The organism is Methanosarcina sp. WH1 (genome assembly GCF_000970005.1).
GTDB lineage: Archaea > Halobacteriota > Methanosarcinia > Methanosarcinales > Methanosarcinaceae > Methanosarcina.
Window position 1 is genome coordinate 2975111 of record NZ_CP009504.1, and the last position, 24779, is coordinate 2999889.

The 24779-nt window shown below is 37.3% G+C and carries 20 protein-coding genes and 2 CRISPR repeat arrays; of the genes, 18 read left to right on the forward strand and 2 right to left on the reverse strand.

What is annotated here, in order from left to right; translation table 11 throughout:
• Positions 1-9: 9 nt before the first annotated feature.
• From MSWH1_RS13035 to MSWH1_RS13105, 13 genes are all read left to right on the forward strand, one after another.
• Positions 10-2238 (forward strand): CRISPR-associated helicase/endonuclease Cas3, encoded by a 2229-nt coding sequence (locus MSWH1_RS13035; protein WP_048129182.1) that lies wholly within the window; start codon positions 10-12, stop codon positions 2236-2238.
• Between the two features lie 956 nt (positions 2239-3194).
• On the forward strand, positions 3195-3767 hold the full coding sequence (locus MSWH1_RS13040; protein WP_048129184.1) for a plasmid pRiA4b ORF-3 family protein: 573 nt from the start codon (positions 3195-3197) through the stop codon (positions 3765-3767).
• Between the two features lie 688 nt (positions 3768-4455).
• Complete coding sequence (locus tag MSWH1_RS13045) at positions 4456-4968, forward strand: metal-binding protein (protein WP_048129186.1); 513 nt, start codon at positions 4456-4458, stop codon at positions 4966-4968.
• A 280-nt stretch (positions 4969-5248) separates the two neighbouring features.
• Positions 5249-6458: a CRISPR direct-repeat array (repeat unit 37 nt; unit sequence ATTCGTGAGCAAGATCCACTAAAACAAGGATTGAAAC).
• A 343-nt stretch (positions 6459-6801) separates the two neighbouring features.
• A CRISPR array of direct repeats spans positions 6802-7864; the repeat unit is 37 nt; unit sequence ATTCGTGAGCAAGATCCACTAAAACAAGGATTGAAAC.
• 5 nt (positions 7865-7869) lie between these two features.
• The gene (locus MSWH1_RS13060) at positions 7870-8262 is read left to right on the forward strand and encodes a reverse transcriptase domain-containing protein (RefSeq protein ID WP_231591974.1); all 393 of its coding nucleotides are present in this window, start codon (positions 7870-7872) and stop codon (positions 8260-8262) included.
• Positions 8263-8538: 276 nt separating this feature from the next.
• Positions 8539-9207, forward strand: a complete 669-nt coding sequence (locus tag MSWH1_RS13065) for a CRISPR-associated endonuclease Cas6 (protein WP_048129192.1) — start codon at positions 8539-8541, stop codon at positions 9205-9207.
• Positions 9208-9259: 52 nt separating this feature from the next.
• Positions 9260-10093 (forward strand): type III-B CRISPR module RAMP protein Cmr1, encoded by an 834-nt coding sequence (cmr1, locus tag MSWH1_RS13070; RefSeq protein WP_048129194.1) that lies wholly within the window; start codon positions 9260-9262, stop codon positions 10091-10093.
• Positions 10090-11853: a type III-B CRISPR-associated protein Cas10/Cmr2 gene (gene cas10, locus MSWH1_RS13075; protein ID WP_048129195.1), complete on the forward strand. Its 1764-nt coding sequence runs from the start codon at positions 10090-10092 to the stop codon at positions 11851-11853. Before cmr1 ends, cas10 begins: the two co-directional genes overlap by 4 nt.
• Complete coding sequence (gene cmr3 / locus MSWH1_RS13080; protein WP_048129197.1) at positions 11853-12932, forward strand: type III-B CRISPR module-associated protein Cmr3; 1080 nt, start codon at positions 11853-11855, stop codon at positions 12930-12932. The genes cas10 and cmr3 overlap by 1 nt, the downstream gene beginning before the upstream one ends.
• A 28-nt stretch (positions 12933-12960) precedes the next feature.
• Positions 12961-13917, forward strand: a complete 957-nt coding sequence (gene cmr4, locus MSWH1_RS13085) for a type III-B CRISPR module RAMP protein Cmr4 (RefSeq protein WP_048129199.1) — start codon at positions 12961-12963, stop codon at positions 13915-13917.
• A 16-nt stretch (positions 13918-13933) separates the two neighbouring features.
• Positions 13934-14362 carry a type III-B CRISPR module-associated protein Cmr5 gene (gene cmr5 / locus MSWH1_RS13090; RefSeq protein WP_048129200.1) on the forward strand — a complete coding sequence of 143 codons (429 nt, stop codon included), beginning with the start codon at positions 13934-13936 and terminating at the stop codon, positions 14360-14362.
• Positions 14346-15257: a type III-B CRISPR module RAMP protein Cmr6 gene (cmr6, locus tag MSWH1_RS17630; RefSeq protein ID WP_052723180.1), complete on the forward strand. Its 912-nt coding sequence runs from the start codon at positions 14346-14348 to the stop codon at positions 15255-15257. Before cmr5 ends, cmr6 begins: the two co-directional genes overlap by 17 nt.
• A gap of 51 nt (positions 15258-15308) precedes the next feature.
• A complete protein-coding gene (crn3, locus tag MSWH1_RS13100) occupies positions 15309-15599 on the forward strand; it encodes a CRISPR-associated ring nuclease Crn3/Csx3 (RefSeq protein WP_048129202.1) in 291 nt (96 codons plus the stop codon).
• Between the two features lie 21 nt (positions 15600-15620).
• Positions 15621-16394, forward strand: coding sequence for a hypothetical protein (locus MSWH1_RS13105; RefSeq protein ID WP_048129203.1), 774 nt, complete (start codon positions 15621-15623; stop codon positions 16392-16394).
• Between the two features lie 391 nt (positions 16395-16785).
• Here MSWH1_RS13105 and MSWH1_RS13110 read toward each other — a convergent pair whose 3' ends face one another.
• The gene (locus MSWH1_RS13110; RefSeq protein ID WP_048129205.1) at positions 16786-18561 is read right to left on the reverse strand and encodes an RNB domain-containing ribonuclease; all 1776 of its coding nucleotides are present in this window, start codon (positions 18559-18561) and stop codon (positions 16786-16788) included.
• Positions 18562-18707: 146 nt separating this feature from the next.
• On the opposite strand from MSWH1_RS13110, the gene MSWH1_RS18495 reads away from it, so the two are divergent.
• On the forward strand, positions 18708-18959 hold the full coding sequence (locus MSWH1_RS18495) for an HNH endonuclease (RefSeq protein WP_082088149.1): 252 nt from the start codon (positions 18708-18710) through the stop codon (positions 18957-18959).
• Between the two features lie 717 nt (positions 18960-19676).
• Complete coding sequence (locus tag MSWH1_RS20935; protein WP_369798531.1) at positions 19677-20948, forward strand: PGF-pre-PGF domain-containing protein; 1272 nt, start codon at positions 19677-19679, stop codon at positions 20946-20948.
• A gap of 349 nt (positions 20949-21297) precedes the next feature.
• On the opposite strand, the gene MSWH1_RS13125 is transcribed toward MSWH1_RS20935, so the two are convergent.
• Positions 21298-21696, reverse strand: a complete 399-nt coding sequence (locus MSWH1_RS13125) for a cupin domain-containing protein (protein WP_048129209.1) — start codon at positions 21694-21696, stop codon at positions 21298-21300.
• 177 nt (positions 21697-21873) lie between these two features.
• Between MSWH1_RS13125 and MSWH1_RS13130 the strand changes: the two genes are divergently transcribed.
• The 3 genes from MSWH1_RS13130 to MSWH1_RS13140 all read left to right on the forward strand — a co-directional run bounded on the left by MSWH1_RS13130 (position 21874) and on the right by MSWH1_RS13140 (position 24411).
• Positions 21874-23106 (forward strand): acyltransferase, encoded by a 1233-nt coding sequence (locus MSWH1_RS13130; RefSeq protein ID WP_048129211.1) that lies wholly within the window; start codon positions 21874-21876, stop codon positions 23104-23106.
• Positions 23107-23235: 129 nt separating this feature from the next.
• A complete protein-coding gene (locus MSWH1_RS13135) occupies positions 23236-23589 on the forward strand; it encodes a hypothetical protein (protein WP_048129214.1) in 354 nt (117 codons plus the stop codon).
• Between the two features lie 474 nt (positions 23590-24063).
• Positions 24064-24411: a hypothetical protein gene (locus MSWH1_RS13140; protein WP_048129216.1), complete on the forward strand. Its 348-nt coding sequence runs from the start codon at positions 24064-24066 to the stop codon at positions 24409-24411.
• Positions 24412-24779 lie beyond the last annotated feature (368 nt).

Consider the following 24779-nt stretch of genomic DNA (forward strand, 5'->3'; position numbering starts at 1 on the left):
GAAAAAAACATGGTAATTCTTGCAAAAAAAGATCCCGATGAAACCCTTCTGGAGCATACAAAAAACGCGCTTATGGTTTTTAAAAGTATAAAAGACGCTTACCCTGAAGTTCCTCAAATCTGCGGAGTTCCAGACTTCTGGGAACATCTTTTCTACTCTATTTTTTTCCACGATTTCGGGAAAGCTGCGTCAGGATTTCAAAAAGCTATCTCCGGAGGGGAGAAATGGAAATACAGACATGAAATTCTCTCTGCTGGTTTTGTTTCCGGGCTTGAATATGAAAACCAGTTCAAAAATGCCGTTGCTATGGCAATAATTACTCATCATAAAGATATATTTTATTTGAGGGAAAAGTTTGGAACTTTTCCAAACCCTATGGGCAAAAAACGCTATTTTGAAAAGCTGCAAGAATTAATTTCTAACTTTGAAGAATTAAAGGAAATTCAACAAAAAATTCCAGAAATCAGCAAAAAGTATCTGGGTTTTGAATTAAATAAATTTAGAGATATAATGTCAATAGATGAATTGATTGATTCATATAAAAGTGCAGTACTACCATATAAAAACCAATTTGAAGATAAAGAATTAACAATTTTGCATGACAAATACGGGATATTTCTCAAAGGATTTTTAACAGCTTGTGACCATCTTGCATCAGGGGGAAAGTACAGCTTACTATCTGGAATTGAAGACATGAGAGCTGTATATAATTTTCCCGAACTGAGAAAAACACAAAGTCAAGCAGCAGAAACAAAAGGTGATGCCTTTTTAATTGCACCAACTGGAACTGGGAAAACAGAAGCATCATTATTATGGAGTCATGCTAATCAGAATCCTTGCAGGTCAAAAAGAGTCTTTTATTTGCTTCCCTATACTGCCAGTATCAACGCAATGTATAAAAGACTTCAAATAGATTTTAAAGACCCTGAATTGATAGGTATTCAACACGGCAAAGCTATGTATTATCTGTACCGAAGCTTTGAAGATGAAGAAGATTACCTGACTGCAACTAAAAAAGCAAAAGAAATAAAAAGCCTCACTGATAAAATTTACAGACCTTATAAAATAGCAACTCCACATCAGATTCTTAAATCTATGTTTGGAATTAGAGGGTTTGAGCAGAATCTTGCAGAAATGTCTAATGCTCTTTTTATAATGGACGAAATTCACGCATATGATGCTCATACAACTGCTCTAATCCTTGAAACGCTCAAAATCCTAAAAGAATATCAAGCCAATTTCTTGATTATGTCTGCTACTCTTCCTTCTTTTCTTAAAGAAATGTTCAAGACGGAATTAGGAATAACAAAAGAGATATTTTTTACAGAATTGGAACTGGATGAGTTTACAAGACACAGGGTTTCTGTTCTTAAAGGTAATATTCAAGATAATTTGGATCTAATTATAAAAGAACTAGATGATAACAAAAAAGTGCTTGTTGTTTGTAACACCGTTGTTCAGGCCCAGAAGATCTACAAGCAGCTCTCTCAAGGAATAGAAAATCACGGCTTAATCCATGGAAGGTTTATCCTTAGAGACAGAGAGGAAATTGAATCAAAATTAGAGAATCTGAACCTTCTAGTTGGCACCCAGGCAATTGAAGTCTCTCTTAATATTGATTATGATGTACTGTTTTCAGAGCCAGCTCCCCTCGATGCCCTTATCCAGAGGTTTGGAAGGGTTAATCGAAAAGGTTGGGAAGAAAAAATAATCAAGCCAGTATATGTTTTTGAACAAGGATCTGAAAAAGACAAATATGTTTACAAAAATCAGGAATTAGTCTCTAAAAGTCTGGAGCTGTTAAGTAAAGAGAATATTCTGGGAGAAAGCAAAATTCAAAAACTTGTGGATGAAGTATATTTGAACGGATATCAGGGTTCTGATCTGGCATCTTTCGAAATGGTGAAAAAAACCTTTCCCAAATTTCATAGCAAAATTGTTCCTTTTATAAATGAAAAAGAAAATCAGGAAGAGTTTTATAACCTATATCAATCAGTTGAAGTCGTTCCAATTCAGTTTAAACTTGAGTATCTTGAGGAAATCGAGAACAAAAGGTATTTTGAAGCTATGAAATATATTGTCTCAATAAGTGTTGGTCAATACAAAAAACTAAAACATAATAACCAAATCCAGATTGACTCTGATATGATATTTGCAAGTGTTGACTACAGTTCTGAAATGGGTCTCTTGTTGGACTCAGAAGAATCTATTATGGGAATTTTTGACAAAGACACCTAAAAAGATAATATTATACATTACTTTTCATCGATCTTATTTTTCTTTTTTTGAGGAAACTCTCATAATTATCTAAGAGTTTATTTACCATCAGTAAACATAAAATCCTACTTTCGGCAGGTCGACATTAGATCTTACTTACTTTCGGCAGGTCGACATTAGATCTTACTTACTTTCGGCAGGTCGACATTAGATCTTACTTACTTTCGGCAGGTCGACATTAGAAATTAGAATATTTTTTCCGATACCGTTTTAGAACATTAGATCACTATTTATTAGGTTTAACTGGTTAACGTGTGACCCAATTCTCACGACCTATACAAGCACTGAACCATTTTTTCATAAAAATTTAGTATAATAGATTAATAATTGGTCATATGCAAACCTAACAACTACACACAATTACGGAGCATCTTTTAAAATCGTCATCAATAAGAAGTATCAAAAATTATATGTCGACCTGCCGAAGGTAAGTTAGAGCATTAGATAACTATTTATTATGATTAAAACTGGTTAACGTGTGACCCAATTCTCACGACCTATACAAGCACTGAACCATTTTTTCATAAAAATTTAGTATAATAGATTAATAATTGGTCATATGCAAACCTAACAACTACACACAATTACGGAGCATCTTTTCAAAATCGTCATCAATAAGAAGTATCAAAAACTAATGTCGACCTGCCGAAGATTGAAACTTGCAGAGGACCTCCTGAATACCTTCCAGTTCAAAATTCGCGAGGCACACGAAGAAGTGGTTTGAAATTTTTAAAGACCTATCCGTAGATGAATGTTTAGAGATGATCAGGGATTTTTCCCACTTCATGATAAAGGAAAGAAAATCCCCTTTTTAGTGAAAAAAACCTTTTTACCCGCATATTTCCTGCATTTCCGGACGAAAAGATCCCAAAAACTAAAATAGAGAGATTCATATAATTATTCCTGGAGAATATTCTATGAAAAAGACTTTCGAGAAAGTTTGCCAGCTAAAACTCTCCATGGAAGGCATTACCCCCCAGATATGGCGGCGTATCCAGGTGCCGGAAAATTATACCTTCCTTGACCTTCACGATGCTATTCAGGATGTAATGGACTGGGACGACTACCATCTGCATGAATTTGAAATGCCAAACCCAAAGACAGGAATGATGGATAGAATAGGAACGGAAAGCGACGATTTAGAAGGTTTCGAAGAACCCCTTGTCCCGGAAAAGAAGACTAAAATATCCAAATATTTCACACCGGAAAATAAGATTGCTCTGTACACCTACGATTTCGGGGACAACTGGCAGGTAAAAGTCAGGCTTGAAAAAATCCACCCGATAAAAGAAGGGGTGGAGTATCCCATATGTACTGCAGGAAAAAGAGCAGCTGTCCCTGAAGACATCGGGGGAATATGGGGCTATGAAGATATGCTGGAGATCCTGAAAAACCCGGAACATGAGGAATACGAAGATACTGTGGCATGGCTGGGAGAAGATTTTGATCCCGAATACTTTGACCCAAAAGACGTTTCGTTCCGAAAATGAAAAATTTCAAATTTAAACATTCAAAAGGCTTTAAATGTAAAAATACACTTGCAAAGATGCATTGTTTTCATGGAAAAGGTCTTAAAATGCATCTTTTACTGGACCAGAGTTTTCAATCCGACCCTGTAAATCGCTCATAATTTCATTTTCATTTTCATTTTCATTTTCATTTTCATTTTCATTTTCATTTTCATTTTCATTTTCATTTTCATTTTCATTTTCATTTTCATTTTCGATTTTCTTATCTAACCTTCTACCAATTTTAGCTTCCTTATTCTTTTTTCAAAATCCAGGTATCGGGTAATCCAGGTATAGGATAATCCAGGTACAGGATAATCCTGGTATAGGATAATCCAGGTATAGGATAACCCAGGTATAGGATAATCCAGGTATAGGATATGAGATACCCTTTCATTTCACAGCAGAGGGATTCCATAGTATGCATTCAGGCTATACCAGAAACAGAGTTTGCAAATTCGTAGCAAGATTTACTGGACACGGACTGAAACTGGAATACATTTTATTCAAAATCTATCGATAACCGCCCAAATGAATTATTAACCATTACTGTCTAATTAAATGAATTATATAAATGATTATATAAAGATTTAAAAAGTATATGTATCGGTTAGATGAAAAAAGGTTTCGAATCAGATAGATACTCTCCAGTTTAAAAACGGTGTTCAGAATGCCCAATGGAAAAACTCACACAAAAATAAACATCATATTGCTGTTTGGTATATTGCTAGGTTTACATACGCACTATATAAAATCGCATATTCCACTGGAATATCTTGAATTTGATACTATTGCAATATTTTCATTTGCACTCCTATTCGGAACATATTATCTCAGTCCCGATCTTGATACCAAAAGCGAGCCCTTCAAAAGATGGGGAATCCTCAAATACATCTGGTGGCCTTACCAAAAAATATTCAAGCACCGTGGGAAACTGCACCATCCATTATCAGGTCCCATCATAATAATTTCAACCGTAAGTTTATTCATCATAGCACCTGTTGTCAAGTTTTTCGACCTCGACATAAATCAAATCCCAACAAAATATTTGATATCATTATTATCCGGAATTGTTGTCTCTATAGAAGCACATATAATTGCGGATATGATATACACCAAAGTAAAAATAAAATCCACAAAAATAAAAAAGAAACTGAAAAATATTCACACCAGCAGACCGTAAAAATAAAATAAATCAGCTGTCAATTCATTTTCAATGAATTATCTTCCACTGATCATTATGTACTCTAATGTAACAGGGAAATCAGCGGAAAAAGTCAAGAAATATATATGAAAACATCTTAACTCCTAGTAAGTACATAGATTGCTTTCCCTGAATATCTGCGTTTGAGGAGTTTTTCTTGTATTTATAAAGGGTTTGATAATTTTCCAGCAAGAATTCAAGTCCCAAAAAAGAGGTGATTTTAAGCCTTTTCTGGCGTAATAACGGAAATTTTTGCCCTATTCGTGAGCAAGATCCACTAAAACAAGGATTGAAACATCCGTTTTTCTCTTACTACAATACCCTATACGCGCCATTCGTGAGCAAGATCCACTAAAACAAGGATTGAAACCGGAAGTGAGCCGAATAAAGCCAGGGGTCCGCAGTATTCGTGAGCAAGATCCACTAAAACAAGGATTGAAACATTGTCCTCTCACATGGTCACAATGCCCGAATATTTATTCGTGAGCAAGATCCACTAAAACAAGGATTGAAACCTGCGCAAATTCTGCTATAGAGGATTGTGATTTTGAGATTCGTGAGCAAGATCCACTAAAACAAGGATTGAAACCTTGTTTGCATGCCTATACCATCTGCAATGAATCCAATTCGTGAGCAAGATCCACTAAAACAAGGATTGAAACTACGTGATATCGACGCTCGCGACTGTGCCATTTATTATTCGTGAGCAAGATCCACTAAAACAAGGATTGAAACTTTCCTCTCTTCTTATTGAGGATAGCCTGAACTATTTTAATTTCTGATTCGTGAGCAAGATCCACTAAAACAAGGATTGAAACTATATGATAAGTGCGTAGTAGTAGTGTAGTAAAATTCGTGAGCAAGATCCACTAAAACAAGGATTGAAACCACTTAACAAATTCTACAGCTTCACCCGACGGGCAAATTCGTGAGCAAGATCCACTAAAACAAGGATTGAAACTACCGTTTTTTGACCAGTCCTCAGAAGGTGTTATAATTCGTGAGCAAGATCCACTAAAACAAGGATTGAAACATAAATCCGTTTTTGTAGTCATGTCTATTGATTCCGATTCGTGAGCAAGATCCACTAAAACAAGGATTGAAACTCTCCTTGTATGGTTGGGTTTTGTTTCTTGTTTTATTCGTGAGCAAGATCCACTAAAACAAGGATTGAAACTCGATGTGCGGTATCTTGCAACTCTACATGCAACCATTCGTGAGCAAGATCCACTAAAACAAGGATTGAAACGTCGTCAAGTGAAACCTCCGCGAATGAAGTCGGGGTATTCGTGAGCAAGATCCACTAAAACAAGGATTGAAACAATACAACGGCTTTTTTTCCATATCTTGACCAGGGGATTCGTGAGCAAGATCCACTAAAACAAGGATTGAAACCAGGGTTTTTTGTATCATCGAATACATACACAAAGGCATTCGTGAGCAAGATCCACTAAAACAAGGATTGAAACTTTAGCTGTCCAAGATGGAATGTATTCAAGTGATGTAGATAAATATATAAGTCAATACGATGGTGTTTTTGTAGGAGGTTCCACCGATTGGAAATGGAGCACACTGGAAAAATGGGTTGAATATGCACATGATAGAAAGTTGCCTTGCCATGTAGGACGCGCAGGTACATTTAGAAACATAATACGGGCGAGAGTTAATGGAGCCGACTCTGTTGATTCATCTACAATTACACAGGCCAATAGATCTGGTATTTTTGGGCAGATGTCAGGATTTAAGCGGTTGGAATCTGTAGAAATGCAAACTGTTCTAACCGTTTAGCCCTCTTTTTTTACGTCAATCCACATTCGTGAGCAAGATCCACTAAAACAAGGATTGAAACCGAAGGAAACAAATTAATCCACGTTTCAACCGCCCTGATTCGTGAGCAAGATCCACTAAAACAAGGATTGAAACTTTTTTCCATAGGCTTCCACTGCCTGAATAATTGTCCCTATTCGTGAGCAAGATCCACTAAAACAAGGATTGAAACAAAAATGAATCATATACTAGGACAAATCGAAACCGAATTCGTGAGCAAGATCCACTAAAACAAGGATTGAAACTGATCCACACAGCCTTATAAAAGTCGAAGGGAATATTCGTGAGCAAGATCCACTAAAACAAGGATTGAAACCCGTCTCCGGGTTTGTCGGTCATAGTAGTATCCTCAAATTCGTGAGCAAGATCCACTAAAACAAGGATTGAAACTTTGTTCAGGTGGTCCTGAAAGCCGTATCCAAGACTATTCGTGAGCAAGATCCACTAAAACAAGGATTGAAACTACTCTCCCATACTCTATTAATTCGTCTTCTGTGAATTCGTGAGCAAGATCCACTAAAACAAGGATTGAAACTATATGATAACTGCGTATAGGAGTATTGTAAGATCACAATTCGTGAGCAAGATCCACTAAAACAAGGATTGAAACTAATGGGGGCGTCTTCCTCTTTTGCATCAAATATACATATTCGTGAGCAAGATCCACTAAAACAAGGATTGAAACAAATATACTCAAACGCCATTTCAAGATTGCACCCTCTATTCGTGAGCAAGATCCACTAAAACAAGGATTGAAACCTTACCTGGATCTTATGCTTATGTCTATGGAAGAAATTCGTGAGCAAGATCCACTAAAACAAGGATTGAAACTGAAAGATGTGTACACACTTGTCTCTGAAAACGAGAATTCGTGAGCAAGATCCACTAAAACAAGGATTGAAACTGTGTGCTCCGAGGCAGGATGTTCTTTCAAGGATGATTCGTGAGCAAGATCCACTAAAACAAGGATTGAAACATTTTTCAGTAACGGGCTCTTCATCAAATATAAGAATTCGTGAGAAAAAGCGGTTCGGAAAATATTCGAAAAAAGGACTGCTCCAGGGTGGAATAATTTCACCTCTTCTTGTAAACTTCTACCTGGACCAGTTCGACAACCATTGGGTTGAAATCGGGCTCAAGAATGTTGAATGGGAGTCAGTTGAGCACCTTGTGCGTTTTGCAGATGATTTTGTAGTCCTTTCAAAGGAATGGATCGATCCTGACAGGGTTGGGGCTTTTCTGGTTGAACTGAGCCTTGAACTGAACAAAGAAAAGACATATTTCGGGACTGCTGGGAATGGGTTTGAGTTCGTGGGCTTTTATTTTCAGGAAATTGTGGAGGAAAACGGGTCAGGGAGTATTATAAAGGTCATACCTACCGAGGGGTCCATTGAAAAGGTTATTGAGAGTATAAAGAGTGGGGATGGCATAAATAAAGAGACTTAAGACGACAAAAATAAAATTTAGTCTCTGAATAATAGAATTAAAAATATATATAAAGTTATTGACCCCTGGGTGAACTACTGCAAACACACAGACTATGCTGCCGGGCTTGAAAGAATCAAGCAGAGTTTCAATAAAAATATCAAAAGATCTATTTTAATATATAGTATGTCATCCCACAAGTAGTAAAACCTTTTTATAAATATCAAAAACTATTTATGTTTAACTATAATAAATAAAATTGAAAAATGTATTTGTAAAAAATTCCAGATAGATTTTATGAATCCTGAAAACATTAAACTCAAAACCCTTGAAATGACTTTTGAAGGAACAGAAGAATTCAGGGGAGATGCGAATCAGATTCGTGGTTTCTTTGCGTCAAAATTCAATGAATATGACCAGCTCCACAACCATAACACTGACAGTTTTTACTATCGTTACCCTCTAGTGCAGTACAAAGTCCTTGACAGGATACCTATCATAGTCGGCGTAAATGAAGGAGCAGAAATCTTGAAAGGTTTATTTGACAAATTTGATACGGTCACCCTTCCTCACGGAGACTTTGAAATCACTGAAAGGTCCATGAGGATCAAAAAACAGGACTTTGGCCTTACAAAAGGCATCTATTTCTACGAATTCCTGACACCCTGGCTTGCTCTCAACAAAGAAAATGAAGAAAAGTTTTTCGAGACCAGCAACTCTGGAGAGCAAAAGGAAATGCTAAGAAAGACCCTGGTAGGAAATTTGCTTTCCATGTCAAAAACCTTCGGATATACGGTTCCTGATACCATAAAATGTGATGTAGATATGGAGCTCAGGCGTTCAAAGTACAAAGGGATGGATTTCATTTCTTTTAACGGCGGTTTTATGGCCAATTTTTTGATTCCAGATTTTTTGGGGATAGGAAAAGGGGTTGCTAAGGGGTTTGGGACTGTGAGAAAAAATTAGATGGGACAATCAATTTGGAATAATTTGATTAAGTTGTTTTGGAGGGCACAAGTTGGAAACAAAAGCAATAAAATGTAAAACTATCACTCCACTTCTTTTGGCTGGAGCTGATGGTCGTACTCCAGAGTTAAGACCTCCTTCAATTAAAGGTATGATGAGATTCTGGTGGAGAGCTGTAAATGGGCATTTATCCCTTGAAGAATTAAAAAAGCAGGAATCAGATTTGTTTGGGACAAGCAATGAAAAAGTAGGGAAATCAAAGATCAGAATTCGGATTAAAAGTGAAGAACTAAAGAAAATTAATTATTTCTTGTTACCCCATAGGGATGCTGCACGCGTTAATTGTATTTCTCCTGATCAATATTTTTCGATAATTTTATCGAGTTATTCCAATATTCAAGTTTATAGCAATATCTTAAAATTAAGCCTTATTTTGGGTGGATTCGGCAAAAGGTCTCGTAGGGGTTTTGGGAGTTTGGAACCCGAAAACTTCAATCTAAAAATAGAAGATATTTTTGAATTAATCACTTGTGTGGGTTCAAACGAATATGAGATGAAAGGTGAAAAAATTGTTTTGAAAAAGAACTTTTCTCCAAAGTTTCGGTACCCATTTCTGAAGGAAGTCGCTTTTGGAGGAGAGTATGCCGATTGGAAAGAAGTGCTTGAGAGCATAGGACAGGCTTCAAGCAAATATTGTAATTATTCTTTGGGATCGGTGTCATCTTGGAATACAGGTCGTCTTGCTTCGCCAATATATGTATCAGTTCTGAAAAACTCTAATAATAGATATTTCCCGATTATATCCACTTTGAATACGGTCTTCAAAGATCCCAATACGATACCAAACTATTCGATTCAAGAAAATTTCAAGGCGGGGATATTATGAGCCAATTTCTGTTTCTTTTCACAATAGGACCGGTTCAGTCTTATATCGCCCAGTCCAGAAAAACACAGGATCTCTATGCAGGAAGCTTCCTTTTATCACATCTCTCAGATATCACTATAGATAAATTAAACACGTTAGTCAGCTCATGCGATTTAATTTATCCAAATAAAGAAATCACTTCCAAACCAAATCGTTTTATTGCCAAAATTGAATGTGAAGACCCTGAAAAAATTGGCTCTGAATTATGTATTTTTGTTCGAAACGAATACAGGGAAATATGCAAAGATATCATTAAAAAATTAAGTTTAAGTGCTCCAGGAGGTTTTGACCAGCAAATAGACTATTTATTGGATCTGCACTGGATTGCATTGGATTTTGAAGAAGGAGAATACACTTCAAAATTTAACGAGCTTGAAAGTTATCTAGGAGCAGTAAAAAATATACGCCATTTTCATCAATTTCAAGAAGTTGGCAGGAAGTGTTCACTATGTGGCGAAAGAAATGTACTCTTTTATGGTGGTGCCAAGAAGAGAGCACATGTTCACGATGCGGAAAGAATAACCAACGTCTCTAACAAATATATTAGTGATGGAGAAGGTCTATGCGCAGTATGCCTTTCCAAACGCTTTGCTGGCAGACATTTTAAGAAAAACTATCACAGCGATTATCCTTCTACAGCTAAAATAGCGCTGATGGATACACTTTCAAAACTTGATTATTCATTATTAAATGACTATAAGAGTTTTTTTGGTAAAGATTTTGATGAACAGTTGTATTTTAAAGATAATTTGACTAAAAAATATTTTGAAAAAAATGGGATTAAAGCCGATCCAGAAATTAGCTTGAAAAAATTAACCCAACTCACAAACACAGCAGAACAAATGGGACTTAGGTTTTCAACCTATTATGCTTTGCTTTGTCTTGACGGAGACAACATGGGAAAGTGGCTTTCAGGGAAATTTTTGGATGACAAGGACAAATCTAATCTAATGAATTTTCAAATTGAGTTGACGAAAAAGCTTGGAATATATGCAATTAAAGTAAACGATATTGTAAAAAATCCAAAAGGTATAGTGGTCTATTCAGGTGGCGATGATGTTCTTGCTTTTATCAATCTTAATTATTTGTTACCTATAATGAAAGAACTAAGGGAGTACTTCCCAGCATTTGAGGAATTCTCATATACAAAGCAAGGAGAAAAATCATCGGCTTCATGTGGTGTTTGCATTGCTCATTACAAAACTCCCCTTCAAGAAGTTCTTACATGGGCGAGAAAAATGGAACATGAGGCAAAGTCAATTGATGATAATAATAAGAAAGACGCTTTTGCAATTGCTGTGCTTAAAAGATCTGGAGAAATACACAAAACTGTATTCAATTGGAAGTATGAAACTCTGGATACCATAGAAGTTTTAGCAGAATTAATTAGCCTTTTAAGATCTCCTAGCAATTCTGAGACTCCACTTTTTTCAGATAGTTTTGTAAAAAAACTAAGTGAAGAATTCAATTTGTTAATGGATGACAAAGGTAATTATTCAGAATTTCCACTTTTCGAAACTGAAGTTAAACGGCTAATAAGTAGATCCTGTATGATGGTTAAATATACAGGCGAAAGTGACACGGAATATCGCAGTAGAAAAGATCAGGCAATCGCAGATATAACAGAAAAGTTGTGTGCACTTGCCAGGGAAAGTAGATCTTTAGAAAACTTCCTGTCTCTTTTAAATACTGCGGTTTTTATTGAACGGGGGTCTAATTAATGCTGATAAAAGTTGATCCTTTGGACACACTTTTTTTTAGAGATGGAAAACCATTTTCTATGGGAGAAGATACATGGGGAAATTGCATTTTTCCACCTTCTCCTTCAGTAATATATGGTGCATTAAGAACTGCTTATTTCTCGAATCATATTGACCAACTTGAAAAAGCAAATACTAAAGAAGATCCTACCAACAATCTGGTAATACAGGGTATTTACTACTTGGACAATTTAGAGAATGACAATACCCTGCATTTACCTTTACCCCTTGATTTAGTTCAAAAAAAAGATGTGGAACCTGAGTTAGAGAATGAGGCATACCTTCTTTCTCTCGTTGAAATGAAACTGAAAAGTTCATGCCCTACTTCTCATGTTTTGAAAGGAGATCAAGGAGTTGAAGCCGTTGATGAGAGTCTTATAAGTGGGAAGTTCTTGAGAGAGTATCTATCTTGCAATGGCAAAAATTTTCCCATCTTACGACTAAATTCGAGAGTTATTACTGAGCCAAAGATAGGTATAGGATTGAGTGAAGAGACCCACACTGCAGAAGAATCTAAAATTTACAGAGTGGGTTTGAAAAGACTCAATAACCTCAGTCTACTGGTTGAATTTGAGGGTCTGGAGATTCCTTATAAGGGCTTGCTAAAATTAGGTGGAGAAGGTAAAGCTGCTTCTTACGAAAAAATATTGGATCCATTAATGGTTTGTGGTCTTTCTGAAGATAATATTGGTGAAAATATTCAAAAATTCAAATTATACTTATCCACTCCTGCGATTTTCCACCAAGGATGGATCCCATCTTGGATAGATATAAACAATCTAGAAGGAAAGTACAAAAATTCAAAATTTAGGCTTTTGACAGCTTCGGTGGGAAAGTACCAGAATCTGGGAGGCTTTGACCTCCAAAAGAAAGAACCAAAACCTATGTGGAAAGTCACTCCTGCCGGGAGTGTTTATTATTTTGAAATTCTCGAAGGTGATTTCAAGGAAATATTTTCTTTATTCAATAGACAATCAATTTCGGAAGAGAACTCTAAACAGGGATTTGGCATAACATTTGTTGGGAAGGTAACTGAATAAAAAATAAAATTGGATGAGTGATGGGAATATGTTTAAAAAAGTAAAACCTTTTTTCTTGACTGTAGAAACTCCTCTTCATGCTGGAAGTGGTACAGACCTCGGTGTAGTAGACTTACCTATTCAAAGGGAAAGGCATACAGGATTTCCTAAAATAGAAGGTTCTGGTTTAAAAGGAGGAATTCGAGAGGCATTTGAAAATGATCATGCAGAGATTAATGTAGATTCCCAGACTGTTAAAAAATCTGACAAAGAAATTATTTCACTGGTGTTTGGGCCGGAAAATGGAGAAGATCACGGATCTGCAATTGGTTTTACGGATGCTAGACTTTTACTTTTCCCAGTAAAATCAATGAAAGGTGTTTTTGCATGGGTTACATGTCCAAAGGTTTTAGAGCATTTCATTACTGACCTTAATCTGGCTGAAATTCAGGGCATTCCAGAGTTGCCAGGAGAAAATACAGTGCCAAACGGCTGTAATTTATTATTTGAGGAAAATAAAGTTATCCTGGAAGAATACACGTTTGAAGTGAAAAAAGACAAAAAAGAAGATGAAAAATGTTCAAAATTGGCTCTCTGGCTTTCAAATAATGTGATTCCTGAAGGTCAAATTTTCAACTATTGGAAACAAAAACTGCAAAAAGATCTTGTTATTTTAAGTGATGATGATTTTAAGGATTTTGTAAATCTTTCAACTGAAGTAATAACAAGAGTCAAGATAAATTCTGAAACAGGAACTGTCCAGACAGGTGCCCTATTCACTGAAGAGTACCTTCCAAGTGAAACTATTCTTTATTCTCTTATTCTGACAAGTCCCGTTTTTGTAGGAAAAAATAAAAACAAAAAAATTTTTGTAAAAAAGAACGGAAAAAACGAGGAAGATTTAGTAATGGAGTATTTTGTCAACGGACTTCCACATGTAATCCAGCTGGGCGGAAACTCTACCATTGGTAAAGGAATTGTCAGAACCAGAGTAATGAGCATTTAAAAAGGGGGAGCATTCGATGAGCGAAATAAGTGCAAGAAAAGGGCTGGAGCAGGGAAGAGCTAAGTTTGCATACGAGAAAGCCAAGGAAGGGAGCAAAAAAGAAAGAAAAAAAGAGTACAAAGCTTACGTGCGAAAAATACCAACGCTGATTAAAACAAATGGGCTGGGTGAAACTTTTGCTTTTGTAAAAGCAAAGAAAGTCAAAAAGGCTGAAGAAACTGATAAGCCAAACTACGCCTATAATTTGATATATGACCAAACTTCTCAGTGGTTAAAGGAAAGTGGACTTTTAAAGCAAGATAAAGATCTGGTGGAATGGATAGTTTCACTTGATTCTCCAACGTATCGTGCTGTCACAAATGAGGTTTTATCTCTCTTTAAATGGCTTTCTCGTTTTTCAGAAGGACTAATTGAAGGAGAACCTGAAAATGAAAAGCAAGACTAAGTCCACCTATTTAAATCCCAGCGGGAAAAAGCAGATTAAAACTAATCCAAGAGAATACAGGGGCAACGATGATTATATTAAACATATATTGCCCTCAGATACAAGAAAGTTAATAGAGAAACAAATTGAATCAATTGACAATTACGCTTTAAAACTAAACAAAGTCTCACCTTTTGATTCCAAGGATAAGAAGTTTAAATTTTTTGAAATGGATAAAAAAAACGTCTTGATAAACATCAAACCCAATTTTTCTGGCATAAATTTTTTGGCCCTATCTGAGAGACAAAAGGACAGTCTCAAAAATTCAGGATTGACTATAAAACAGACTACGTATTCGATTGATTGGAAACTTGCAATTGGTCTTGGAAATGAATCCGTTTATGAAACTGCAATAGCTCTACACCATATTTATGGCATTCCATATATTTCGGGAAGCGCATTGAAAGGTATTATTCGTAGTTATGTTATACTGGAAAATTTCAGCAAAAAAGAGAATGGGAATATTGATTTAAAAAATGCAGAAAATAATGCATTAAAAGATCAAGGATTCTGCGATATATTCGGCTGTCCAAAAGAGAGTTTTTATGGAGAAAGCAGGCAGGGAAAAGTTATATTTTTTGATGCCTTACCCTTATCCTGTCCAAAAATTAAACCCGAAATAATGAACCCTCATTTTGCAGAATATTATTCTGATAATTCAAATACAGTTCCTCCTGCTGATTATCATGATCCAAAGCCCATATTCTTTTTAGTTGTGAAAGATACGGAATTTGAGTTTGCAGTAGGGGCAAAAGACACAAATGTGTTATCAATTGCTTACGAATGGATGAATAAAGCCCTCAAAGAGCATGGTATTGGTGCAAAAACTTCTGTTGGATATGGATATTTCAAGTAAAATATTGATTTAGAAATCTACTGTACAAAATATACAAAACTAGGATGGGAAATGGGAAACATAAAATTTACTTCAAAAGAAGAAAAGGAATATACTCTTATTTCCTTCGAAATGGATGACGTACTTGGTCCTGAAGATTTGGCCGCTATCACACCTCCGAATGTAAATGGAGCAAAAGGTGTTATTTTAAGTGGTAGGGGACCAATCTGGCTCTACTGTTTCCTGACCCACTTCTACCACCCCACAAAGTTCATAGCCACATATGACCCAAGGCTGGAAGGAGCTGTAATTGTGGAAAGACATTCCCCCGATTATAAAGTTGGTTCTATTTTTAAATGTTGATTTGTACTAGGCGTGGTTACCATGAATGGCGTTCTTGATGAATTCGATAGATTTTTTAAAATGCATCCGAGTTACAGTTTTTTGGCAAACTTGCTTATTGGTGGATTTCTGATTAATATATTGGCAGGTTACTTACCATCAATATTTAGTGTTTCTAAATTATTAAAATATATTATTATAATACTCATTTTAATTGTTATAGTTTGTAGTAGTCATTTTGTATATTTAAAGAGTAAAACAATAAATATCCCGAAAACTATTCCGGCTCCTAAAACAAAATATAAAGGACTTATAGTTTCAATAAGCTCGATAAAGGATAAAGGAGATCTTATAAACAGAATAAACTGTGCAAGAGATTCTGTAAAGAATAAAAACGATACTAAGGAGTTAGAACTTCTTTTTAAGGAAAGAGGAGTTGGACAAACTTTAAGGGCTATAATATATCACCTCAATAGTTTAGATGTGTGCTGGCTTTTATGTACAGAACAATCTCTCGCAGCAAAGGAAGTTGTGGAACACTTTATAAAGCAATTTAAACCTAGCGTACACATAAAAATAGTATCTATAGAAGACCCTTTTAACCTGAAAAGTACTCGAAAAATTGTTCGAGAAATTTATTTAAATGAACTAAAACGATCAAACCTAGAAGAAAGAGAAGTAATATCTGATATCACTGGAGGAACCACACCAATGAGTGGAGCCATAATACTTGAGTGTAATTCTTCGGTGGATCGGGATATGCAATATACGGAACAGAATGAAAATCCCGAACTTATAGATATAGAGCATCCGTGAGTAAGCTGAGGTTTAAATTTAATATAAATCAGAAATTATTAAAAAATTTGGTATAATATTTGAATAAATCAGCTTCAAATTTGTTAAGGTCAATAAGTTCCTTAGACAAAGAATGAAATAGAAAATTTTGAATATTATACAGTTAGGCAAAAATAAGCTGTTAGACATTGGTTTTCAGATTTGAAATTACTTAATAATTTGCTGAAACTAAGGAAAGACGATCCTGTCGAAAAGTAGCTTCCACTAAAACAAGGATTGAAACTTGAAATTGAACTCGTATCCAGATGTATTAGATAATTCGTGAGCAATATCCACTAAAACAGGAATTGAAACTAAAAACAGCACGGCGACACAGCAGCACTGCACTTTTCGTTACAACTCGAATTTGACATCAATTTTCGGGCACTAAAGTGTAGATCATCGCCCTGGCAGCTAGCCGTTTTGCCCTTTTCTTGTTTCCCGCCTTTTCGGTGCTGGTCAAGGAGCCAAAAGTGCAGGTGCAGGTAAAAATTGGCTTATTGGTAGGGCCATCTGTCTTAAACGAATAAGCTGGCAAGGGGAGTTTCTTTGCCTGACAATACTCCTGCAGGGCAAAAATCGGGTCTTTTGATGTGTTAATCGTCATTTTTTCCTTACTGGCAGGTGGATCTGCTATTTTGATCTTCAAGTCTGGAGCGGGTAAGCCTAGAATAACTGCTAGCAGGTCTACGTATGTCCGCTGAACAGCACCTTTCTTTGTCAAGTCCTCGTATGCGGCAGACTGGTACTTTTCGTTATCTACTCTGATGGTGCTCCGGGCAGTGAATACCGGCAGGTTGCCCCGGGTAGTTTCATCCACTTCGAATACGGGCATCTGCCAGCCTGCTATATGTTGTGCAATGTCGAAGATCGAAGTTGCCTTGTGAGGAACAGTTGCCATTTCCTCCAGCAATGTTCTTTTAAGTTCGGTCCATCTTTCACCATCAGGAGCCTGCAGGAGTACCAGCCCTGCGCAGATGATAGGCAGATTTCCAAGGCGTTTCCGGAAAGCATCGTAATAAGCCTCAGGGCAATCCTCCCCTTTGCGGATAAGAAATTTGGTGATGCGTTCAAAGTCTGAATCGCTTGCATCCTCGATCCGATTCCTCTGAATGGTCGACTCAGCTTTTCTATACGCCTTTTCCTTCATGTACTCACTTTTAGACCTGTCGTTTTCGAGGCGTGCCAGGTTGACGTGCGATGCAATTGCCTGAATCTCCTCTTTAGAATAGGGCAAAGGTTCATTCCGGATATGTGCCCGGATCTGCCGGTGGTTCACGAGATCAGCATACCTTCGGATGGGCGATGTAAAGTGGGTATACATTCCGAGGTTCAGTCCAAAATGGCCCAGGATGGCAGAGCTGTATTCCGCTCTGTTGAACATCATGTACGTGGTATGCCTGATAGCAGCTATGTTTATTTCAGGGACGACAGCCGTGCTTTCAAGCAGCTTCAACAAGTCCACCCGCTCAGGGGTAGCGTTCCTGGCTGTATGGTTACGGAAAAGGATAGGAATGTCATTTATGACCGCATACTCTGCTACGGTCATGTTAGCTAGAATCATCAGCTCCTGGATGATAACATAACCAATGGTATCATCCCTATGTCTCAGCTGCCGCAGCGACCCTTCTTCACTCGTCACCAGCCCTCGATTCAAGTCGTAGAATGCCAGTGCTCCACAGTTGCGACGCTGCGTCAAAAGACCTTTCGCGAGCTGGCTTGCTAGTTTGATGAGAGTATGCTGCGGGTGCTCTTGATCAGAGAGAATGCGGGGGATGTCAGAAAATGCGAGTCGGGCTTCACTGGTCATCCCAGTCCACGAAAGCCTTGTTTCAAGGATCGATAGGTCCTCGCCAAGAATAATATCCACGGCAAGGACATACTTCGACTCTCCCGGCCACAGGGAAAGCTTCTCGTCTGCGAGCCGCCGGGGCAACATTGGGCTGTTACCTTTTGCATAATACCTGGTCTCAACCCGAGACATCGCAAGTCGATCAAGCTCTGAATACGGGGGAACAGTCTTTGCAACATCCGCGATCATGACCACGACGTGCCATCCACGGTTTTCCGTGATTTCCACCCAGATTGCATCATCCATGTCCCGGGTTGTCGCATCATCGATCGTAATGCCTCTGAGCATATCCAGCATAATACCACTTCGGTGAAAAAATTAGGTGTACTTTTCTTATATGTATGTTGGTCAATAAAAACATGATAAAAGATGCCCATTTTTATAAGTCGTTGTTTCCACCGTGCCGCAGTGCCACCATGGTGAAAAAAAATAGTTACCCTTGAATGTCGCCTCAGTTTAAGGCTCATACCTGCCAGCACTGCAGGGGAAAATCAAAGAATTCCCGGCTGCATTGCCACCATATCGTTTTCATATCAAACCAGGGAACAGATTCACCAGAAAAACTGATAACGCTCTGTGGAAACTGTCCCAAAACCCTGCACAATGGGGAATTCAAACTCTCAGGAAGCAGATCAAAAACAAAACATACAACTGAAATTCTCAGGAAGCAGATCAAAAACAAAACATACAACTGAAATCGGGATTCTAAAATCCCAAATCCGGAAATCCGGCTGGGATTTTGCAGAGACTTTCGGATACAAAACCAAGTACAGGAATTCCTCCCCTGAGCTAAAGACTCAGGGGGTTCCTGCTGAAGGTTTATGAAAAAATTGTTATTCTGGAATATTATGGTCATCATGACGATGTATATCACTGTTGATGATCGACGTGAAATAGAAAGATCCTGATTGCAACCGATTTGAAAACTCATCAGAGATTGAAACTTAATTTTTCCGTCACCTTTGTCAATCGAACTCACTTTCCGCAGATGTACAAAAATAGGTAATTAATTGCCTATTTGTCCAATATTTTCAATATTATGGCGAGTTGAGTTTTAATCTATAGCCATATTGAGAAAATGGGGGACATTTTTGTGGACTTATGCGAAAGGTCGGGTCTAAGCAGTATTCGAGAGCAAAAAACCTCTCAATCTATTACAAAAAACGGTACAATAAAAATGATTCTATCCCGGACACAGCTAAGAATGCAAATTCCAGGGACTGAATTAAGGGTTGAATCAGGAAAAAATAAATATTAATTTATATAGTGTGGGCAATAACGGAATAAAAAAACACAGGGGTGTTATTCTGACTGCAAAAAGGATATTCTTCATTTTATTTACATTAGCTCTTATACTTCAGGTTATTTCGGGCAGTACGTCTGCTGCAACTTTTTCTGCTGATGAGCCTCTGGTGCCTCTGGAGAAGCACCAGGATTCTACTCTAGAACCTACGCCAGAACCTACCCCCGAACCAACTTCTGATACAACTGATACAACAGATTCAACAGATTCAATGGATTCAACAGATTCAATGGATTCAACGGATTCAACGGATTCAACGGATTCAACGGATTCAACGGATTCAACGGATTCAACGGATTCAACGGATTCAACAGATTCAACAGATTCAACGGATTCAACGGATTCAACGGATTCAACGGATTCAACAGATTCAACGGATTCAACAGATTCAACAGATTCAACAGATTCAACAGATTCAACGGATTCAACAGATTCAACAGATTCAACAGATTCAACAGATTCAACGGATTCAACAGATTCAACAGATTCAACAGATTCAACAGATTCAACAGATTCAACAGATTCAACAGATTCAACAGATTCAACAGATTCAACGGATTCAACAGATTCAACGGATTCAACAGATTCAACGGATTCAACAGATTCAACGGATTCAACGGATTCAACAGATTCAACGGATTCAACCTCAACACCAACCCCTATAGCTTCCCCTGAGGACAGTGGAAGCAGCGGTAAGAGCAGCAGTGGTGGTAGTAGTGGTAGCGGTGGTGTGTCTCATGAACCTGCAAATAATATTGAAGTAAGTGAGTTTTCAAAGGTATTCATTAAAAACGGTGATGCTGTCAGGTTTGAATTTGCAAAGGGTGCAACCTGTGTTGTGTATGTGGGCTTTGATTCAGTTGAAAACGTAGGCAAGACCACAACCACTGTTGAGCAATTAAAGGTCAAGTCCACGCTTGTATCAGACCTGCCTGATGGAGAGGTCTACAAATCCTTTAATGTGTGGGTAGGAACCGCCGGATATTCAACCTCAAAGAAAATAAAAAATCCTGTCCTGAGTTTCAGGGTAGAAAAGGCATGGGTCCAGGAAGAACATATAGATCCTGCTTCTATAGTGCTTAACAGGTACAAAGAACAAACCTGGGAGCAGTTGCCAACCAATTTGACAGGACAGAACGATAAGTATCTGTACTTCATTTCAGAAGTTCCGGGTTATGCATCTTTTGCGATTACCGGCAATGACTCACAGCAGATCTCGGAAGAAAGCACTCAGATTTCTGCTGAAAGCAGATCCATGGGCAAACTGGAAAATCCCAAAGAAACAGAGTCTAAGAAGGACAGAAATACCGTACTTAGTGTTGTGATCGTGGTTGTAGCTCTGGCAGTAGCCGGGATTATATTAAAAAGCATGAAAAAATAAAGTATAAATAAAGTATGAAAACCTGGCATATTTGGTGTATATAATCCAAATAGTCTCAACATTATAGAAAAATGAGTAGAAAAATAAGTAGAAAAATGAGTAGAAAAATAAGTAGAAAAATGAGTAGAAAAATGAGTAGAAAAATGAGTAGAATAGCCCGTTCGTTTGCAAGCAAGAGACACTAAAATTGGAATAAAAACGCCGGGATACAAACTCAACAGCTCCCGCAATCCTTGCGAACTCATCCCGACCTTTCACTTTTAAAGATAAAAAAGTAAAAACGCTTGATGAAAAAAAGCGTTTTTATTTTGCATTTTCAATGCTTAATCTATTGCCGATTTTTATGAGCTTATTCCGTGGTCACACCATCGAATTCTGCTTCATTGGCTTCGGCTTCTTCCTTCGTGGCGCGCACGATTCCATCCTTGTGGTGTGCTGGGGAATAGATCGTATAGAGTTTCAGATCCTCTGTTTTCGAGGTGTTGATAACATTGTGTTGCGCACCGGCTGGCACTACAACTGCAACCCCGTCACTCAGCTCATACTCATTGCCGTCAATTATGCACTTTCCCTGGCCTGCCTCGAAACGGAAAAACTGGTCGTTTTCTTCATGGACTTCCATTCCAATGTCTTCCCCGGGCTTGAGGCTCATAAGTACGAGCTGGCTGTGCTTTGAAGTATAGAGTACCTTACGGAAATTGTTGTTTTCCAGAGTGGCTTCTTCGATATCAATAGAAAATCCTTTCATATTTTATAATATATGATTAATCGTATATAGAATTATTCGAAAGCAATCTCCTCTAAAAGGAGGATTGAAACAAAAAGAAAGTTTATTATGGATTCTTACCCTTTTGATTCGCGAGCAATATCAATTAAAACAAGGTGTATAAAAACAGTTTTAAACAATACACTTTGAGCGATAAACATGGCCGGGAAGATCACCTACCTTGATGGGCTGCGTGGCATAGCTGCGGTTAATGTTATGATAATGCATTTTTTTGTCGCATTAGCTCCGGCGATGGCATATGGTACTGAATTGCCCTCACATTTCGGAAACCTTGATAAACTTTTTTCGGGCACACCCCTGGGATTAATTGGCGCTGGAAACTTTTCAGTGTGCATCTTCTTTGTCCTTAGCGGCTATGTATTAACCCAGAAGTATTTTAAAACAAAGGAAAACGGTGTAATTATAAGCAGCGCAGTGCGCCGATATCTCAGATTATTTATTCCGGTATTTGCATCAGTAATGCTCTCTTACTTACTGGCATCAGCCGGATTATACCGTTATTATCTCGAAACTATGGTGATTTCTGCAGGCAGCAATTACCGCGACTACTGGGCCTTTACACCAGATATCGTCGAGGCGGTTAAACAGGCTTTGTGGGGATCTTTTTTTGTAGGCGGTAAGATGTCCTACAACCCGGTTTTATGGACGATGAAAATAGAATTTTTCGGGTCGATGTTCGTTTTTGCAATGGCATTACTGTTCGGATCACTGCGCAACCGCTGGACATTCTATCTTGCCGCAATCGTGCTTTTCCACAACTCTTACTATCTTGCTTTTACAATAGGAATGGTGTTCGCCGACACGTTCAACAATAAGACGCCGGAATTTAAAAAAGGTAATCAAATAATATTGTCTATTGTACTGATTTTGGGACTGTTTCTCGGGTCGTACCCTATGAGCCCTGTGAAAGCCGATTCCTTATACTCTTTTCTCAATACCGGCTTCTTCAAAACACCAACGGTGACCTATCATATCATAGGTGCCGGCATGATAATGTATGCCTTATTGAACAGCCGACGGATGCAAAACTTTTTTTCGTCCCCTGTGCCGGTGTTCCTCGGAAAAATTTCCTACTCTCTGTACCTGGTACATTTCCTGGTGATAAGCAGTTTCACCTGTGCAGTGTTCCTCGCCCTGTATCCGGTATTGCCATATGGAGCGGCTGTTTTAATATCGTGCTTCCTGTCACTATTTATAATAATTCCATTGAGCTATCTTTTTTATAAGTACGTAGACACAACAGGTGTGGAATTATCAAAGCTCTTTTACAATTGGCTGGTCAGTTCTTGCGGACGCGGCGGTGCCGAACACATGAAGCAGGAACATCTATCAAGCGCTATTTTTACAATATATAACAAATTCTTCAAATAATTCTAATTTTGAAATCCATTCTTTTAAAATCGTATGTTTATTATATTGTGAGAAAGATTCTTTACAATAAACATTTGATTTGTTTACTACTATGAATAAAAATTTAAATGAAAAAAGGAAGCGAAGAGTTTGGATAAACAAAAAACCAAAAATTTGGTTAGAGAATTTAATAATTATATTGAAATGAATAGGGATTATCAGGCTTATTCAGACTTTAAAGAAGGAGTAAATAAAGGTCTGGATATAGCCAAATACACCTTCGAAGAAAACGCTGGAAAGTTCTCTTTACCCTTAGATGAAGAGTGGACGGTTAGGATAAGGAGCTTACAGGATGAGTTTAATCAGCTTTTAGACGGCATTGTCCTGCCAAAAAAGCCAAATTGTTCTGAAGAACGTTTAGATGGAGTATATAGTGGATTTGAAATATCTAAAAAAATATATGGAGAATTCATAAAAGAGTCTTTTCCCCTGGAAGATTCATAAAAAATATTTACAATCTTAATAGAGCTTTTAAACTCTATTCTTTTCCTCTGTCAAATCTTAGAAATACATTCCTCATCCTTGTGAACTACCGCTAAACTAAAGATTTAGCGGCTTCCTGAGTCATCCTTCCCTCTACTGAGGACAAGTCATACAGACTCTGCCCCGTATACTACAGATGAGATGGAATGAAAGTTGACGCTTATATCCCATGAAATGAAGATTTCATGGGTTTTACGCTTCCTCCTATAAAACACGATTTCTGAGACCAGGCTCAGCAGTATAAGTAAAACTCACGAGCAAGAGCCAATAAAACAGGGATTGAAACGAAAGTACATATAAAGTAGTGATAATAAAAAGTAGTGATAATAATAATTAAATTCATTATTCAAAAGCAAGATCTGCTAAAATATTGATTTGAATTTCTTATTGTGGCATAAACGGTCTTTTTTATCTTTATCTAGGGAGGAGCAAAATTTGGATCAACTACTAATTACAAAAACAGTTAGAAAATTCAGTGATTTAATCGAGAGGAATAAGGATAGCCGGGCTTATTCAGATTTTAAAGAAGGAATAAATGAAGGTTTAGAGATAGTAAAAGATACTTTTGAAGAAAATGTGGACAAATTTCTTTCCCCCGCTTCAGGTGAAGATCCAGCTGCAAAGATACAGAGCCTGCAGGATAGATTTAACCTGATGATAGATACAATTGCAGTTAAAGAAAAACCAAATTATTCTCAGGATCATTTAGATGGAATTCATGAAGGCTTTGAAAGATCCAAAAAATTATTTGGAGAATGTGTAACAGAATACTACAACCCCTGATTTATATTTTATAAATACTCTTATCCCTGATTTATATTTTATAAATACTCTTATCCCTGATTTATATTTATAAAATACTCTTATTATTTAATAACATTCAGTTTAGTCTGGATGGTTCTGTTTTTAATTACCTCCAAAAGTAGCTTCTATTCTCAAAAACAAGACGGATAAGTATATGTACTATTCGAAAACAAGAGGCATTAAAGTATAATTGAACCTTTTGACCAGAAATGGGCTGTCTTCTTCCTCTAAATAACACTAAAGCAAAACCCGCTAAAATACGGATTGAAACCGTACTGCACGAGAAAAACGATATTTTTCGGAGATTTTTATTCGAAAGCAAAATCCATTAAGCAGGGGTTTGAACT

Excerpts from the sequence above, each read along its gene's own strand:
- MSWH1_RS13035 (WP_048129182.1), top strand. The coding sequence starts at position 10 with ATGGTAATTCTTGCAAAAAAAGATCCCGATGAAACCCTTCTGGAGCAT.
- MSWH1_RS13040 (WP_048129184.1), top strand. The coding sequence starts at position 3,195 with ATGAAAAAGACTTTCGAGAAAGTTTGCCAGCTAAAACTCTCCATGGAA.
- MSWH1_RS13045 (WP_048129186.1), top strand. The coding sequence starts at position 4,456 with ATGCCCAATGGAAAAACTCACACAAAAATAAACATCATATTGCTGTTT.
- MSWH1_RS13065 (WP_048129192.1), top strand. The coding sequence starts at position 8,539 with ATGAATCCTGAAAACATTAAACTCAAAACCCTTGAAATGACTTTTGAA.
- cas10 (WP_048129195.1), top strand. The coding sequence starts at position 10,090 with ATGAGCCAATTTCTGTTTCTTTTCACAATAGGACCGGTTCAGTCTTAT.
- cmr3 (WP_048129197.1), top strand. The coding sequence starts at position 11,853 with ATGCTGATAAAAGTTGATCCTTTGGACACACTTTTTTTTAGAGATGGA.
- cmr4 (WP_048129199.1), top strand. The coding sequence starts at position 12,961 with ATGTTTAAAAAAGTAAAACCTTTTTTCTTGACTGTAGAAACTCCTCTT.
- cmr5 (WP_048129200.1), top strand. The coding sequence starts at position 13,934 with ATGAGCGAAATAAGTGCAAGAAAAGGGCTGGAGCAGGGAAGAGCTAAG.
- cmr6 (WP_052723180.1), top strand. The coding sequence starts at position 14,346 with ATGAAAAGCAAGACTAAGTCCACCTATTTAAATCCCAGCGGGAAAAAG.
- crn3 (WP_048129202.1), top strand. The coding sequence starts at position 15,309 with ATGGGAAACATAAAATTTACTTCAAAAGAAGAAAAGGAATATACTCTT.
- MSWH1_RS13105 (WP_048129203.1), top strand. The coding sequence starts at position 15,621 with ATGAATGGCGTTCTTGATGAATTCGATAGATTTTTTAAAATGCATCCG.
- MSWH1_RS13110 (WP_048129205.1), bottom strand. The coding sequence starts at position 18,561 with ATGCTGGATATGCTCAGAGGCATTACGATCGATGATGCGACAACCCGG.
- MSWH1_RS18495 (WP_082088149.1), top strand. The coding sequence starts at position 18,708 with ATGTCGCCTCAGTTTAAGGCTCATACCTGCCAGCACTGCAGGGGAAAA.
- MSWH1_RS13125 (WP_048129209.1), bottom strand. The coding sequence starts at position 21,696 with ATGAAAGGATTTTCTATTGATATCGAAGAAGCCACTCTGGAAAACAAC.
- MSWH1_RS13130 (WP_048129211.1), top strand. The coding sequence starts at position 21,874 with ATGGCCGGGAAGATCACCTACCTTGATGGGCTGCGTGGCATAGCTGCG.